Annotated in this window: 16 protein-coding genes; 9 read left to right on the plus strand and 7 right to left on the minus strand. The window is 41.9% G+C overall.

The window, feature by feature from the left end; translation table 11 throughout:
• Positions 1-82: 82 nt before the first annotated feature.
• Entirely contained in the window at positions 83-568 is a 486-nt protein-coding gene (locus WKF66_RS06145; RefSeq protein ID WP_489673544.1) for a DUF1905 domain-containing protein, read from the plus strand.
• On the opposite strand, the gene WKF66_RS06150 is transcribed toward WKF66_RS06145, so the two are convergent.
• From WKF66_RS06150 to WKF66_RS06160, 3 genes are all read right to left on the minus strand, one after another.
• Positions 569-2179: a S8 family peptidase gene (locus WKF66_RS06150; protein ID WP_489673545.1), complete on the minus strand. Its 1611-nt coding sequence runs from the start codon at positions 2177-2179 to the stop codon at positions 569-571.
• A 134-nt stretch (positions 2180-2313) separates the two neighbouring features.
• Positions 2314-2559 carry a hypothetical protein gene (locus tag WKF66_RS06155; protein ID WP_489673546.1) on the minus strand — a complete coding sequence of 82 codons (246 nt, stop codon included), beginning with the start codon at positions 2557-2559 and terminating at the stop codon, positions 2314-2316.
• A gap of 562 nt (positions 2560-3121) precedes the next feature.
• The gene (locus WKF66_RS06160) at positions 3122-4351 is read right to left on the minus strand and encodes a BaiN/RdsA family NAD(P)/FAD-dependent oxidoreductase (RefSeq protein ID WP_489673547.1); all 1230 of its coding nucleotides are present in this window, start codon (positions 4349-4351) and stop codon (positions 3122-3124) included.
• 17 nt (positions 4352-4368) lie between these two features.
• Here WKF66_RS06160 and WKF66_RS06165 point away from each other — a divergent pair, with 17 nt between their 5' ends.
• Both WKF66_RS06165 and purE read left to right on the plus strand, forming a co-directional pair.
• Positions 4369-5508 carry a 5-(carboxyamino)imidazole ribonucleotide synthase gene (locus tag WKF66_RS06165; protein WP_489673548.1) on the plus strand — a complete coding sequence of 380 codons (1140 nt, stop codon included), beginning with the start codon at positions 4369-4371 and terminating at the stop codon, positions 5506-5508.
• Positions 5508-5990 carry a 5-(carboxyamino)imidazole ribonucleotide mutase gene (gene purE / locus WKF66_RS06170; RefSeq protein WP_489673549.1) on the plus strand — a complete coding sequence of 161 codons (483 nt, stop codon included), beginning with the start codon at positions 5508-5510 and terminating at the stop codon, positions 5988-5990. The genes WKF66_RS06165 and purE overlap by 1 nt, the downstream gene beginning before the upstream one ends.
• On the opposite strand, the gene WKF66_RS06175 is transcribed toward purE, so the two are convergent.
• Positions 5991-6554 carry a YqgE/AlgH family protein gene (locus WKF66_RS06175; RefSeq protein WP_489673550.1) on the minus strand — a complete coding sequence of 188 codons (564 nt, stop codon included), beginning with the start codon at positions 6552-6554 and terminating at the stop codon, positions 5991-5993.
• Between the two features lie 47 nt (positions 6555-6601).
• Here WKF66_RS06175 and pdxH point away from each other — a divergent pair, with 47 nt between their 5' ends.
• Genes pdxH through ruvB form a run of 3 tightly spaced genes read left to right on the plus strand, consistent with a single transcriptional unit; the run spans position 6602 to position 9196 of the window.
• On the plus strand, positions 6602-7252 hold the full coding sequence (pdxH, locus tag WKF66_RS06180; protein WP_489673551.1) for a pyridoxamine 5'-phosphate oxidase: 651 nt from the start codon (positions 6602-6604) through the stop codon (positions 7250-7252).
• 9 nt (positions 7253-7261) lie between these two features.
• The gene (locus WKF66_RS06185) at positions 7262-8164 is read left to right on the plus strand and encodes a 3-hydroxyacyl-CoA dehydrogenase family protein (RefSeq protein WP_489673552.1); all 903 of its coding nucleotides are present in this window, start codon (positions 7262-7264) and stop codon (positions 8162-8164) included.
• A gap of 9 nt (positions 8165-8173) precedes the next feature.
• Complete coding sequence (ruvB, locus tag WKF66_RS06190) at positions 8174-9196, plus strand: Holliday junction branch migration DNA helicase RuvB (RefSeq protein ID WP_489673553.1); 1023 nt, start codon at positions 8174-8176, stop codon at positions 9194-9196.
• 54 nt (positions 9197-9250) lie between these two features.
• Here the strand turns inward: ruvB and WKF66_RS06195 are convergent, their stop codons facing one another.
• Positions 9251-9478, minus strand: coding sequence for a hypothetical protein (locus WKF66_RS06195; protein WP_489673554.1), 228 nt, complete (start codon positions 9476-9478; stop codon positions 9251-9253).
• 89 nt (positions 9479-9567) lie between these two features.
• Between WKF66_RS06195 and queG the strand changes: the two genes are divergently transcribed.
• Positions 9568-10503 carry a tRNA epoxyqueuosine(34) reductase QueG gene (gene queG, locus WKF66_RS06200; protein WP_489673555.1) on the plus strand — a complete coding sequence of 312 codons (936 nt, stop codon included), beginning with the start codon at positions 9568-9570 and terminating at the stop codon, positions 10501-10503.
• Between the two features lie 17 nt (positions 10504-10520).
• On the opposite strand, the gene WKF66_RS06205 is transcribed toward queG, so the two are convergent.
• Complete coding sequence (locus WKF66_RS06205; protein ID WP_489673556.1) at positions 10521-11537, minus strand: exonuclease domain-containing protein; 1017 nt, start codon at positions 11535-11537, stop codon at positions 10521-10523.
• A gap of 111 nt (positions 11538-11648) precedes the next feature.
• Between WKF66_RS06205 and WKF66_RS06210 the strand changes: the two genes are divergently transcribed.
• The gene (locus tag WKF66_RS06210; protein WP_489673557.1) at positions 11649-13622 is read left to right on the plus strand and encodes a transglutaminase family protein; all 1974 of its coding nucleotides are present in this window, start codon (positions 11649-11651) and stop codon (positions 13620-13622) included.
• 1 nt (position 13623) lies between these two features.
• Positions 13624-15528, plus strand: coding sequence for a DUF3857 domain-containing protein (locus tag WKF66_RS06215; RefSeq protein WP_489673558.1), 1905 nt, complete (start codon positions 13624-13626; stop codon positions 15526-15528).
• Positions 15529-15648: 120 nt separating this feature from the next.
• On the opposite strand, the gene WKF66_RS06220 is transcribed toward WKF66_RS06215, so the two are convergent.
• Positions 15649-16137, minus strand: coding sequence for a C40 family peptidase (locus tag WKF66_RS06220; protein ID WP_489673559.1), 489 nt, complete (start codon positions 16135-16137; stop codon positions 15649-15651).
• Positions 16138-16159 lie beyond the last annotated feature (22 nt).

Consider the following 16159-nt stretch of genomic DNA (forward strand, 5'->3'; position numbering starts at 1 on the left):
TTGTTCTAATTAATCCTTTCTAATGGAATAAGTTGTTTGATGTAAAGCACACAATTCATATAATCAGTAAATTGCTCTTTCTATGGTGAAACCCAAACTATATAAATTCAAGGCCAGAATCTACAGATCGGGAATCAACTTTGTAGTTGACGTTCCAGAGCTCATCACCTCAAAATTAACGGTGGTGAAAGGTTTTATTAAGGTCAAAGGAACGGTAAATGACTTTCCCTTTCATAAATCATTGGTACCGGTTAAAGATGCGGCTCATCGCCTTTTTGTGAATATGGCAACACTTAAAGGTGCAAAAACGAAGGTTGGAGATGTTGCCAAATTTGTACTTGAAGAGGATTTTGAAGATGCAGAAAAACAGTACCCTATACCGCCGGTACTGGAGCTTCTTCTCAAAGAAAAAGGCTTAGAAACTCAATTTGAGTCGCTAAGCCCTTATAGACGTAAAGAAATTCTGAAATACCTAAATACCGTTAAAGCTCCTCAAACACTGGATAAACACATCAAAAGCGTGATTTATCAGTTAGAAAACAAAGCTCAAAGCATCCGGATTCCTTAACTATTTGTAGGTCGCTGCCAGTTTCAAAGCTTCATAAGCGTTAACGATACCACCGCTTCTGCATAGCTCAGAAAAAGCAATTTGCTCATCGGTTCCAGGCTTAGTAACCGTTTCTGTAGGCTTGTAGCAGCTTTTCACAAGAATATCTATCACTTGTGCTGGCTTAAGTTTCGGATAGTGCTCCAGAATTAAAGCGGCTATACCAGAAACAACTGGTGCTGCCATACTTGTTCCGTTCGCATTTCCATAGGTGTTTCCTCCTGGGATGGTCGAGTAGATCTGAACACCGGGTGCAAAAACATCAACCATTGTTTTGCCGTAGTTAGAGAACCTGGCTGTCAAACCTCCGTTGGCAAGATCTCCACTTGCACCAACGGTGATCATGTTGGTTGCCCTTTTAGCGTCAGACAAATACATTGGATTAGGGAAGTTGTCTTCGACGTCAATATTTTTGGAGTCGTTACCTGCAGCGTGTACAAGTAGTACATTCTTCTTTTCTGCATATCTGATTGCGTCATCTACCCATTGTTTTTCAGGAGAATAACTCTTACCAAAGCTCATTGAAATCACTTTAGCACCATTGTCAACAGCATAGCGGATAGCAAGTGCGATGTCTTTATCATGCTCATCTCCATCTGGAACTGCACGGACCATCATGATTTTTACATTATCGGCAACGCCATCAATACCCAATTCATTGTCGCGCTTTGCAGCTATGATTCCGGATACATGCGTTCCATGAAAAGCGAAACTAGCCATCACATCTTTATTGCCATAAAAACGGTCAGAGAAATCAGTATAGTTGTCTTTGACAATATCGGCTCTATAGTTTACAAGGGGCGAATTAACGACAGCGGCACTTGCCTCTAAAGTTTTCACATAGGCGCCGAAGTCATCTCTAAACTGAGAAATATTGATGTCCATCATCTTGTTTCCCTTCAACATCGAAAGCAAGCCAACTCTTGCATTTTCAACCTTAGGATTTTGAGATTTGAACGTTTCAAGATCTGTACCTTTGATGGTGTCTTTCTTCAGACCTGTGCGAATTAGACTATCTGCCCATTTGATTCCCTGATAGGATTGTTGAAAGTTTTGAAGTTTAGTACGATTAGCCTCCGACGGGGCTTCGTATTTAGCTTTTAACTTGGTATATAAGGCTGTGTCTTTTGGCGCTACGGTAGTTTGAGCTTTAAGTTTTTTGTATAAACGCTCTGATTCTTCCGTGTCTTTTCCAACACTGCGACCGTCTTTTCCACCAAGGAAATTCCATCCGTAAACATCATCGGCATAGCCGTTCTTGTCATCATCTTTACCGTTACCAGCTTTCTCCTTAGGATTTTTCCATAAGACCTCTTTAAGATCCTGATGTAAGGTATCCACACCTGAATCGATAACTGCTACGGTAACAGTGGTTCCTTTCTTGCCTTTTAGCAGTTCAGAATACGCTTTGTTAACGCTTATACCAGAGAACCCTTCTTTAGTTTTATCTAATAAATGCCAGCCATTTGGTGCTGGTTTGCTGGTTGCAGCCGGAGCTACCTGAGAGAATGCATTGGAATTAAATGCAAGCAATAACCCGCAGAGCGCGAGACTTTTAAACTTATTTATCATATTTATAGTTGTTGTTTGTGTTTCAATAATCATTTACTGGTACCTTTCTAACTTTGGAATTAACAAGTAAAGTAACGTTTTTCGGAGGAAAATAGTTTCTGTATGCTAGTCAGAGGCGTGTTATTTAATGCTATTTATTCATTGGCAGCCAGCTGATCATTGATTGCTTTTTCAATACCTGTGCCAATCATTTGGAGTAGCTCAACCTGAACATCTTTATCTGATAACCAGGTCACCTGCTCGTTGTCAACCGACGGCCACACTGCGCACAGATGATCGAGGCCGTTAAATATGTTGTATTTAATTTCCCCGGAGAAGGGCACAGCTAATAAGGGATGGTCGTTGCCGTTGATGTCTATAATAATTTCAAAAGGTTCCATAGTCAAAGCTAGCAATTTCTTGGTTAGTCATTGTGATTGTTGGTGATTGTGATTGCTATAAATCCCCGTCATCCCGGTGAAAACCGGGACCTCGGAAGCGAGAGGGGTAATCATACGATCCGCAACCTTAATATCCTGCAAACTACTCATCATCCGGCTCTTACGAGGTCCCGAGTTTCACCGGGACGAAGTGCGTAAAAACGCCAACTTCCATTGTTGGTCCGAGGTCCCGGTTTTCACCGGGATGACGGGCGATTACAAGGGATGGCGGGGGATGATGACAAGAGAATAACGTTCGGCCAGACTCGTAATGACGCCACTTTGAGTTCAGCCTGAATTCACTGTGAACTCTGCTCCTCTTCGGTCCCTCTTCGGTTGCCCTTCGCTTCCTCTTCGGTTGCTCTTCGGCTCAGAGCCGACCAGCAAGCGACCAAGAACCGTAAAAAGGGCGAATGGGGGCCGACTTGATGCAAACGTCACGCTGAGTTCAAGCTGAGGTTACCGTAAAGTCACCACAAAGCTATACTTATCTTGATATATCCTAGTTGTAAAGGAAATTCGATTAGATGTTTTGGGCAATAACGAACCCAGAAGCCCAGGCCCATTGAAAGTTGTAACCGCCAAGCCAGCCCGTGATATCAACACATTCACCACCAAAATATAGTCCGGGTACTTTTTTACATTCCAGGGTCTTGGAAGATAGCTCATTGGTATCAATACCGCCGCGCATGACCTCAGCTTTATCATAGCCTTTATCACCGGCGGCTTTAACCTTAAACAAATGTATGGTTTTATGGATCAGTTCTATCTCTGATCTGGTCAATGCGGCAACATTTTTCTCCACTGGCATAAATTTCGCCATCGCATCGCTGAATTTCCTTGTGAAGAAACGCGTTAACAACGTCGAAAGAAGGGTTTTGCCGTTAAGGGACCGCTCCTCCTCTATCAGTTCAGATATATTTTTGCCCGGCAGCAGGTCAAGGTTAAAGACTTCACCTCTTCGCCAGTAGGATGAAATCTGCAAAATAGCCGGCCCGCTTAATCCCCAGTGCGTAAAAAGGATGTTTTCTTCAAAGGAAATCCGATCATTGCTGACTTCACAAAAAACAGTGTTCCCGGATAGCTGTGCATACCATTCCTCGTCCTTGCCGGTAATGGTCAATGGCACTAGTGCAGGGGCAGTTTCGATGATATTTAAGTCGTGTTTCCTCGCAAATCGCAATGCGAAATCCGTGGCACCCATCTTCGGTATTGGCAAGCCGCCAGTGGCGATTACAATTTTCGGCGCCTTCAGTGTTCTGGACTTGCCATTCTTTTGAAACAAGACACTAAAGCCTTGATCTGACCGAGAGACTTCAGACACGTCAGCACTGGTGATGATCTGTTGGTCGAGATCTTTACAAAGGTTGGCGAAGACTTCTACGATATCCTTTGCAGACTTATCAATTGGAAACAGCTGGCCTAAGGTTTTCTCTTGTCCCTGAATACCATAGGTTTCAAAAAAGCTGATGGTATCTTCGACTGACCATTGTGTTAGGGAAGATTTTAGAAAATGTTTGTTATTAGAGATAAAGTTTTCATCATCAGTAAAAAGGTTGGTATAATTACATCTACCACCCCCGGAGATCAGAATTTTAGCTCCAGGCTTATCACTTTTTTCTAAGATAATAACCTTTTTGCCCAGATATCCGGCTTGTACTGCGCACATCAATCCACAAGCTCCTGCACCAATAATTATAGCGTCTGCATCCATCAATCCGTTAATAATGTTATTTTTGTGCAAAATAAGCATAACTTTCTCATATAGATATGGCAAAACAGATAAGTGATTTGAAATTAGGAATTCTGGGTGGGGGGCAGTTGGGCCGGATGCTTATTCAGGAAGCTATTAATTACAACCTTACCACGTTAATATTAGATCCAGATCCCGAGGCTCCATGTAAACACATTGCAAATTATTTCGAATGTGGCTCAATTACAGATTTTGATACCGTTTATAACTTCGGGAAAAAAGCAGATATTATTACCATTGAGATTGAAAAAGTAAATATAGAAGCACTTGAACAGCTGGAAAAGGAAGGCAAACTTGTTTATCCTCAATCCAGAGTGATCAGATTGATTCAGGATAAAGGTGTTCAAAAACAATTTTTCAAAGAGAACGATATTCCTACCGCCCCCTTCCAGTTGGCAAACACCAGGGAAGACATCAGGAACAGCAATTTCAGCTTTCCATACATGCTAAAGCAGCGTAAAGATGGTTATGATGGTAAAGGCGTAATGAAAATTAACAGTATTTCAGAAATTGACAATGCTTTTGATGCACCTTGTCTGATTGAAGAGCTTGTTGATTTCGAGAAGGAAATAGCGGTAATAGTGAGTCGTAACCCTAAAGGCGAGGTCAAAACTTTCCCAATGGTGGAAATGGAGTTTAATTCGGAAGCTAATCTTGTTGAATTTCTCATTTCTCCTTCCACTTATCCGGAAGCCATTCAAGACAAAGCAGAGGAAATCGCAAAGCAAATCGCTAATTCGTTAAATATTACTGGTTTATTAGCGGTAGAGATGTTCGTTACCAGGAATGGTGAGATTCTAGTCAACGAATTGGCTCCGCGTCCTCACAATAGCGGTCATCATACTATTGAAGGCAATTACGTGTCTCAGTTTGAGCAGCATTTGCGCTCAATCTTCAGCTTACCCCTGGGCGATAGCAGATCGATAAGCAATGCGGTCATGATCAATCTTCTGGGCGAAAAAGGTCATAACGGGGTGGCACATTATGAAGGCCTAGAGAAAGTAATGGCCTTGGATGGCGTCTACGTTCACCTTTATGGTAAAAAGTACACTAAGCCTTTCCGGAAGATGGGACACATTACCATCGTAGATCAAAACCGCGAAGCGGCTATTGAAAAAGCAGATTTTATTAAAAACACATTAAAGGTGATCTCCTGATGAGTATAAAAGTTGGAATTATAATGGGCAGCAAGTCTGACCTTCATATTATGCAGGATGCGGCTGACGTTTGCAAAGAGTTTGGTATTGAGTTTGAAATAACAGTAGTATCTGCTCACCGAACTCCGGAGCGGATGTTTGAATACGCTAAAAGCGCTGCAAAAAGAGGCTTGAAAGTGATCATTGCCGGCGCTGGTGGCGCGGCTCATTTACCAGGCATGGTGGCATCAATTACCGTTTTACCCGTTATTGGTGTGCCCGTGAAGTCCTCTAATTCTATTGATGGCTGGGATTCTATTTTATCTATCCTGCAAATGCCCAACGGTATTCCAGTGGCGACAGTCGCTTTAAATGCTGCAAAAAATGCAGGTTTGCTTGCCGTGCAAATTTTATCCACAGCAGATGAGGCACTTGCAGATAAAATGCAGAGGTATAAAGATGATTTACGTAAGAAAGTGGAGGAGAGCGCTGCCGACTTATAATCAGTTTAATCGTGGATCTACAGGGAAGTTGCTGACATGAGCGTATTTAGGACCCAAGTTGATAATAACTTCGCGCCACAGTTCTTCCTCATTATCTGAGAACACAACGTCAGCGTGGTACTGATCAGAAACTATCCAGGTATTTTCCTCAATTTCACCTTTAAGTTGATTAGGTGCCCATCCAGAGTAACCGATAAAGAATTTTACCTCATGCGACTTAATACTTCCATTGTTTATCAACACCTTTAGGGTTTCGAAGTTACCACCCCAATAAATTCCTTTAGCGATTTCCTGACCATCATTCATTTTATCAAAACATCTATGAATGAAATGAACGGTATCAGTTGCAACAGGACCACCTATATATACCGGAAAGTCTGCTTCAGGCATCTCTGGGACCAAATCTCGAAGCAATAACAAACTGATGTGGTTAAGCACAAAGCCCACTGTTCCTTCATTCTGATAATCGCTGATCAGGACCACCGAGCGTTTGAAGTTAGGATCCGCAAGAAAAGGTTCAGAAATCAATAGTTTTCCCAGGGAAGGTTGTGTGCGACTTAACATTTTGGAATATATAAAGTGAAATTAAATAAGTAACCCTATTTTTGTGTATGGAGCTTACTAACGCAAACTTACAAAACTTACGCCAAGATTATCGCATTGCCTCTCTTTCTGAAAGTGATGTAGCCGCTGATCCAATTCTACAGTTTAAAATGTGGTTTTCTGATGCGGTTAAAGCACAGCTTTATGAACCGAATGTAATGACATTTGCTACTGCCGATAGCGATGGAAAGCCTTCTGCCCGCATTGTACTCTTAAAGGGCTTCGATGATCAGGGATTTGTGTTTTACACAAATTATCAAAGTAAGAAAGCAAATGACCTGGTAGAAAATCCGCAGGCTGCTCTTGTCTTTTTCTGGGCAGAATTAGAGAGACAGGTGCGAATAGAAGGTATTGTCAGTAAAGTAGACAAGGAAGTTTCAGAGGCTTATTTCCGATCAAGACCCATAGGAAGCCAGATCGGTGCTATTGCATCCCCCCAAAGTGCGGTTATTAGCGACCGGGCAGTACTAGAAGACAAAGTGTCTGCTCTTATGGCGGATTATGAAGGAAAAGAGATCCCCAAACCTGACAACTGGGGCGGTTACCTGGTTGAACCCAAACATATTGAGTTCTGGCAGGGAAGATCGAGTAGATTGCACGACCGGATCTGCTACGATTTTACTGAAGGTTCATGGAAAATAAGCAGACTAGCACCCTAACACAATCATATGAGAATTGCAGTCATTGGATCAGGGACAATGGGGAATGGTATTGCCCATACCTTCGCACAGTTTGGCCACAGGGTAAGGCTGATTGACATCAGTCAGGAGGCACTTGATCGTGCACTGACAACTATCGATAAGAATTTGCAAAGACAGGTTGAGAAAGGAACACTTACAGCTGATGAAAAATCAACAGCGCTCAGTAGGATATCAACGGCTACTGACCTAAAATCCGGTGTCGCAGACGCGGATTTTGTGGTGGAAGCTGCCACTGAAGACCTGGAACTCAAACTAGCTATCTTCAAAGATTTGGATGCCTTTGCCCCTGCTAACGCTATCCTGGCTAGCAACACTTCTTCCATATCTATCACTAAAATCGCTTCAGTTACTTCAAGACCAGATCAGGTTATTGGGATGCATTTCATGAACCCAGTGCCTTTAATGAAATTGGTAGAAGTGATCAGGGGTTATGGAACAAGTGATCAGACCACTGCTACAGTGTTCGAACTGTCAAGGGGACTGAATAAAACGCCGGTAGCCGTGAACGATTATCCAGGTTTTATTGCCAACAGGATCCTGATGCCCATGATTAACGAAGCCATCTACTCCTTGTTTGAGGGCGTAGCTGGTGTGGAAGAAATTGATACAGTGATGAAGCTCGGCATGGCACACCCGATGGGACCTCTGCAATTGGCAGATTTTATAGGCTTGGATGTCTGCCTATCTATTTTGAGCGTTCTTCATGACGGTTTCGGAAACCCGAAGTACGCACCCTGTCCCCTGCTGGTAAATATGGTTGCTGCTGGAAAGAAAGGAATTAAGTCTGGAGAAGGATTTTATCAATATTCAGCCAATACAAAAGAGATCAAAATATCTAATAAATTTAGCAAAACGGACCTTTTATCCTAACTTTACCAAATGAATGAAAACCTTGATCCCTCTTCGGAAAGTTTATCTCCTTTAGAACGGGACATTGAAAGAGTTCTGCGTCCGCAGGCTTTTGAGGACTTCACCGGACAGGAAAAGGTAATGGAAAACCTAAAGATCTTTGTTCAGGCAGCGAAGCTTAGAGGCGAGCCACTTGATCATGTGCTGTTGCATGGCCCTCCAGGTCTTGGAAAGACCACCTTATCATATATTATTGCTAATGAAATGAATGTTGGCATTAAGGTAACGTCTGGTCCTGTACTTGACAAGCCTGGTGATCTCGCTGGGTTATTGACCAATCTGGATACGGGAGACATTCTATTTATAGACGAAATACATCGCCTAAGCCCACTGGTAGAAGAATACTTGTACTCTGCAATGGAGGATTTCAAGATCGATATTATGCTTGAAAGTGGCCCTAACGCCCGATCTGTACAAATCAACTTAAATCCGTTTACGCTTGTCGGAGCTACCACACGTTCCGGACTGCTTACCGCCCCATTAAGGGCTAGGTTTGGGATTAATTCCCGTCTGGCGTATTATGACGCCAAGTTATTGACTACAATCGTTTTGCGTTCTTCCGAAATATTAAAAACACCGATCACCGATGAAGGTGCTTATGAAATTGCAAGGAGAAGTCGTGGAACGCCAAGGATCGCAAATGCATTATTAAGACGGACGAGAGATTTTGCACAGATCAAGGGCAATGGAGAGATTGATACAGAGATTGCACGTTACGCCTTGAACGCGCTAAATGTGGATGAGCATGGTCTGGATGAGATGGACAATAAGATTCTGGTTACTATTATTGATAAATTTAAGGGTGGCCCTGTTGGTTTGAAGACGATAGCAACTGCTGTAGGTGATGACGAAGGCACAATTGAAGAAGTATATGAGCCTTTTCTAATTCAGGAAGGCTTTCTGATGAGAACCGCCAGAGGTAGGGAAGCGACCGAAGCGGCCTATAAACACTTGAAGAGAAATTATCCCGGACAAATGGGGAAACTGTTCTAACAAAAAAGGACCACCATTATGGCAGTCCTTTTTCGTTTATTGAATTATCCTAACCTATTTACGGGTGAAGAACCAAAAGATTAACAGTATGAGAACAATTACAGGAAGAATCCATTTTAGAACCGGTCCTGCACCCTTATTGTTATACTCGTCTACTGCCTGCGGAGATGGACCCGGATCGTTTTCGTGTTTTGCATAATTGTGCTCAACAGGTTTTGAAGGCTTATTTGGGTCTTCAATATGATTGGGATCTTCGCTATAATTAGGATCTTTATTTTCCATGATGTTGAGTTTAGTTCGTTTAATTTGATTCTTTTATAACAGTAGGCTTGATAAAATGTTTTTAATCCTAAAGTTTATCTTTGCAACTTATGATTGATAACCGAAGCAGATACAGCAAGCTCATAAAAGAAGAGGCCATACGCCTCGGCTTTATGCAATGCGGTATTGCCAAGGCTGACTTTCTTGCAGAGGAAGCTCCGCGGTTGGAAAAATGGCTAAGTAACAATCATCATGGAAAGATGGCTTACATGGAAAACCATTTTGACAAGAGGCTTGATCCAAGGTTACTGGTTGATGACGCAAAGTCTGTCATCTCCCTTACCTTAAACTACTATTCAGAAGCAGCACAAACTGACCCTGAGGCGCCGAAGATCTCTAAGTATGCATTCGGATCTGATTATCATCAGGTTATTAAGTCGAAATTGTTTGAACTTCTGGAATTCATTTCCGCTCAGGTTGGGGAGGTTTCCGGACGCGCTTTTGTGGACTCTGCACCGGTGTTGGACCGGGCTTGGGCAAAACGCTCAGGGATTGGTTGGATCGGCAAAAACAGTAACCTGATCAGCAAAAAAAGTGGCTCCTTCTTTTTCCTGGCTGAATTAATACTAGACCTGGATCTGGAGTACGACAATCCCTTTGAAGCCGACCATTGCGGCACTTGTACCAAATGTATTGATGCCTGCCCTACCGAAGCCATACTGTCTCCCTTCATTATAAATGCGCAGCAGTGTATTTCTTATTTGACCATTGAGCTTAAAGACGAGATTCCCAGTCATTTCAACAACAAGATGGACAATTGGATGTTCGGCTGCGACATTTGTCAGGATGTGTGTCCCTGGAATCGGTTCGCTACTCCACATTCAGAACCTGCTTTCAAGCCAAACGACAATCTACTTCAGATGAAAAAGGAAGACTGGTTGGACATTACAGAGGATGTTTTTCAAAAGATCTTTAAGAACTCTGCGGTAAAGCGGACTAAATTTAAAGGCCTGACGAGGAATATTGATTTCTTGAAACAAGTTTAACCGTTGATCCGGAGCGCTTACTTACCAAACTTCATTTTTAGTTGTTCCAACATATCGTTGGTTACTTCAACTGCCTTAGGTTCTTTCTTAGGTGCAAACTGCGGCCGTGGCTGTGTATAAACTGGTTTAGGTGGAACAGGTGCCTGTACAGGTGATGCGTCTGCAGGCTTAGCAGCTGCGTTTGCAAGTCCTCTTTCCAGTTCTTTCTTTTCCTGCTTAAGTGCTTCTTTCTTCTTGTTCCAACGTTCCCAGATTTCAGTCAGCTTTTTCTTGGTATATAGCGGGAAATCTCCCTGCTTCATCCAGGCGTAATAACTAGGCTCTATGTCGAATACCTGTTCTACGGTTTTGCCCTTATGTTTACCGAAGTTAAACATCTCTTGTCCCTCTTCGTTAAACACCATACGTCCTGCAAAGTCTACGGGCTTATTCATGTTAGTGAATGCATGTAATGCATCTACATCGTTTTGAACTGGCTTTGAAAATTGGCCTTGCTTATCCTCAAAATCAGTGTCTTTGTAGCGGTCTAATTGCGCCAATAAAACGTGGTAAGTTGCTGTGATGTCAGCCTCTGCGGAATGCGCATTGATAATGTCTTTATCACAATAGAACTTATAGGCAGCACGCAATGTGCGCTGCTCCATTTGATGGAATATGTTTTGAACATCAACAAACTTCCGGTCATTCATTTCAAAATCAACGCCTGCCCTTAAGAACTCTTCTAATAGAACGGGGATATCAAACCTATTGGAATTGTAACCTGCCAGGTCGGCATCACCGATAAAATCTGCCAATTCTTGTGCTACTGATTTGAAAGTAGGTTCATTTAATATGTGTTCTTCATAAATGCCGTGAATTAATGACGATTGTAAAGGGATTGGCATTTCTGGATTAATCCTCAAGGTCTTTATCAGTTCTGAGCCGTCTGGCATTGCTTTTAGTATGGCAATTTCTACGATGCGATCAGCACCAACGTTGACACCAGTAGTTTCAAGATCAAAAAAAGCGAGGGGACGTATTAAATTAAGTTTCATGTGTAGCGTTTTGTAACATTCAAAAGTCGTGAAAATGATTCATTTAAACCGAATATGTTTTTTTATTTCTGAATCTGGTGATTATATTGTGATGCCAAATAGCTCTTAACTATGAGATACCGTTTTCTTACTTTATTTCTTTCTATCCTTTCTTTCTCTGCTTTTGGGCAGGATTTTCCCTACGCTTCCATAACTGGAACTGACATCAATTTGAAGAACACGCAGTTAGACAGTAATGCAAATGCGATGGTCATTAACGAGTATGGCGCCGCAGCCATGCGGGTTAACAACGACAAAGGTTATCTCTATATAGATTATGAATACCATGTAAGAATAAAAATCTTTAACAAGAACGGCTTCGACAATGGAAACGTAGTCATTCCCTTGAGAACTTATGCCGAAAACGAAGACTTTATAGAGGAGTTGAAGGCGACAACCGTCAACTTTGTTGATGGCAAATTAGTACGGTACGAACTGGATAAAAAGAAAGTTTTCACAGAGAGAAGAAACAAATATGTGAACCTTACTAAGTTTGCGATGCCTAATCTGATGGAGGGTAGTATCATCGAGTACAGTTACAGGCTGCACATTCCCAGCATCTTCAATTTTAAGAGTTGGGAGTTTCAGTCCCGAATCCCAAAGTTAAAAAGTCAGTTTGTAGCCAGCATCCCCGCAAATTACAATTACAATGTATCTCTGCGAGGTGCAAAGAAACTAACATCGACGAAGTCTGAACTGATAAGAGAATGTTTCGTTGCATCAGGCATAAAAGCGGATTGTTCGAAGCTGACATACACCATGACTGATATACCCGCATTTGTAGAAGAGGATTACATGACTTCAGCGGAGAACTTTAAGTCGGCAATCTATTATGAACTCTCGGACTATGAGGTTCCATCAGGAGGAAAGGTGAGTGTAACTAAAACATGGAAAGATGTAGATAAAGAGTTGCTGGACAATAAATCATTCGGTGCACAGCTCAAGCGTAAGGATCTTTTCTTACCCTTATTACCCACTATTATCAAAGATGCTACTGACGACTTAAGTAAGGCAAGAGCGATCTATAACTACATTGGCAAGAACATTAAGCGTAATGAATTTATAGGTATTTATGCGGAGAACGGCATAAAAAAAGCTTTAGAGACCAGATCAGGAAACGTTGGTGATATAAATCTGTCATTAGTTACGGCTTTAACCGCGGCGGGGTTGAATGCAGAAGCCTTGATCTTATCTACAAGACAGAACGGACTAGTAAATAGCCTCTACCCTGTGATCTCTGATTTCAACTATGTAATTGCTAAGCTGAACATTGATGATCAGGTGTATTTATTAGATGCTACCGATGCGAGATTGCCCTTTGGCCTTATCCCGCTATCCTGTGTTAATGGCAACGCCAGGGCAATAGGCTTAAAAAAATCATCCTATTGGTATGAGATTAAAGCTCCTCAAAGAGAAACCACCAAATATATTTTAGAAGCGGCGATAGCACCAAATGGAAACTTAAAAGGAATGTTAACGACCTATTCCATGGGCTATGCTGCCCTTTCGAAAAGAGAACAGATTAATGCTGCAGGATCCATTGACGAGTTTGTCGAGAAGCTGGATGAACGGTGGCCCAATATGAAGATTCTGAATCATTCTATCGAGAATGTAGATACCCTTGATAATGCATTGGTTGAGAAGTACGAGATTGACATGAAGTTGTTTGATGGGTTAAACTATTCGCAACTATTCTTTAATCCCTTTTTTATTGGCAGGATCAATAAAAACCCCTTCAATTTGAATGATCGTACCTATCCTGTTGACATGGGTGCTGCCCGTGAGGAACGTGTAACGATGATCATTAAGCTCCCAGAGAACTGGGGTCTGGCTGAACAGCCTAAGAACCTCTCCATGGCCTTACCGGAAAACGGCGGCAGGTTCGTGTCAAATACTACATTAGTAGGCGAAACGTTATCAATAAGCCAGGTTTTCCAGTTGAACAAACCGATATATAGTCCGGATGAGTACTTATCGCTAAAGGAGTTTTATAGCAGGATGATACAGCAGCAAAAGACTGACATAGTTTTAAAGAAAAGTAAATAGGATGAAAGTTAGATTTCTACTGATTGCCTTACTAATAAGTATGAGATGCTGGGCTCAGGATTACAGCAACTATAATGTTGAAAACATACCAGCAACCCTAAAGACAAGGGCCAATGCCGTAATCAGAAACATGGAAACGGCTGTTGACATGCGCGCGCCTGAAAACGTAATTTTTACGGTTAAGAAAGTCATTACCGTCTTAAACAAGAATGCGACTGAAAAAGCTGGACTCGGCCTTTACTATAACAAAAACACAATTATTAAAAGTGTTAAGGGTCTGGTGCTAAACGAATCGGGTATTGTTGTAGGCAAATTTAGTCTGAGTGACTTCACAGATGAGAGTGCAGTAAGCGACTTCTCGCTTTTTGAAGATGACCGGATAAAGCACTTTACGCCATCAGTGAACACTTATCCATATACCGTTATTTATGAGTATGAAATGAGGTTTAAGCAGAATCTCAACCTTCCGGAATGGTACGCTAATCCCTCTCCTGACCTGGCAGTTGAACTCAGCACCTATACGTTCACCTGCAAACCGGGCGATAAAATCCGCATTAAAGAATACAATTATAAGAGTAAACCTGAGGTTGTCAAAACCGACAAGCTGGAAAGTTACAAATGGAGTGTCAGTAAAGTAAATGCTTTCAAATCAGAACCCTACGCACCGGATCCTGATACCTATCTCACCTATGTAAAAGTAGCTGCTGAAAAGTTTAGCTACTATGGTCACCAGGGAAATTATAAAGATTGGAAAGAACTAGGTAAGTGGGTTTATGACGACTTGATTAAAAGCAGACAAGAGCTTAGTCCACAGACTGTAAAAATGGTGAATGACCTGGTGAAGGGAGCGTCAAGCGACAAAGAGAAAGCGAAACGCGTTTACGAGTACTTGCAAAAGAAGACCCGCTATATAAGTGTTCAGGTTGGTATTGGTGGTTTCCAACCCTTTGCGGCTTCTGAGGTAGATCGGCTATCCTATGGCGACTGTAAAGCTTTGGTTAATTATGCTCAAACCCTATTAAAGGCGGTTGATGTAGAGAGTTACTATTGTGTAGTCTTTGCCGGGAGCATGAAGAAAAGCATTGACCCCGACTTTGCCAGTATGGATCAGGGAAATCACATCATCTTATGTCTGCCATTTGAAAAAGATACCACCTGGTTAGAATGCACGAGTCAGGAAAATCCTTTTGGCTATTTAGGGACATTTACAGATGACCGGTATGTACTCGCTTGCACTCCTGAAGGCGGAAAGGTGCTCAAAACACCTGCATTGAGTACCGTTCAAAACATTTTAAAGAGAGAGGCAGAATTGACTCTTGCAGCGGATGGGAGTATACAAGGAAAAATCAATACTGTGTTTAGTGGCTCACAATATGACAACTATGATCGCTTGATTAACAAACCTTATTCAGATCAGTTGAAGCTGCTTAAAGATCAGTATGATATTGACAATATTAATTTTACTAACGTAAAGCTTTCTCAGAAAAAGGAAATTGATCCGTTGACATTAGAAAGTCTGGACCTCAGTATCCCTAGATACGCACCAGAAAACAACAAGCATGTTTACCTTACTTTAAACGCATTTAACAAGGCGAAGCAAGTTCCAGAGGTTAGAAACCGAACTTTACCTGTCTACATTAATCGTGGATACACAGACATTGATGTGGTGGTATACAATTTACCCGAGGGGTATAAAATAGATTTAAAGCCTAAGGATGTGGACTTGCAGTCTCCGTTTGGTTCCTATACGCTAACCACAAAATTGGAAGGGAATAAGTTACATTATAGTAGAAAGATCATACTTAATAACGGAACTTTCCCCGCCGAAGATTACGTGAAGTTTGCTGATTTCTTTAACACAGTAACGAGTAACGATCATAACAAGATCATTTTCAGCGTGAACTAACTTAATATCATAATCCCAACGGCGATGCCGATAATCATGATCAGATACATTAAGATCTCAGTAGTAGCAAAGCGTTTATATTTGTTCCAGAAGGAATCTTGTTCGTTATTCGACATATTATTAGTTTTTAATAGTACCAGCCTTTACCATTGCCTTTTGGTAAGCGGGTAGTGTAAGGTCATCAACTACTACTCCCCTGGTTGTTGAAGCATGAACAAAGTAATTGTTATTCAGATACACTCCGACATGGTCTACAGCTGAGCCTCCAAAAGAGAAAAATATAAGGTCTCCCTCTTTTAACTGCCTGAGCTCTTTCTCTTTTATAATTTCTGCTTGTTCGCGCGATCGTCTGGGCAAATCTAAGCTATATATATCTCTTTCCAATAGCAATGCAAATCCGGAACAGTCGATGCCAGACTTGTCCAATCCACCTAGTTTGTACCTTACCCCGGTCCACTCCGTGATGAAACGGTAAAGCTGCTTGCTCCTTAAATTGGCCATCGCACTCGCCATATTTGCAGCCGCAGCGGTGGTTTTTACCGCTGGCCTCCTGGAAGAGCAAGATGCTAAAAAAGTAAGAACTACCATTCCAAAGATAAGCTTATTCAAGAATCCTCTTTTAAAGCCCATA

Origin of the sequence: Pedobacter sp., from assembly GCF_037719805.1 — a bacterium.
GTDB lineage: Bacteria > Bacteroidota > Bacteroidia > Sphingobacteriales > Sphingobacteriaceae > Pedobacter.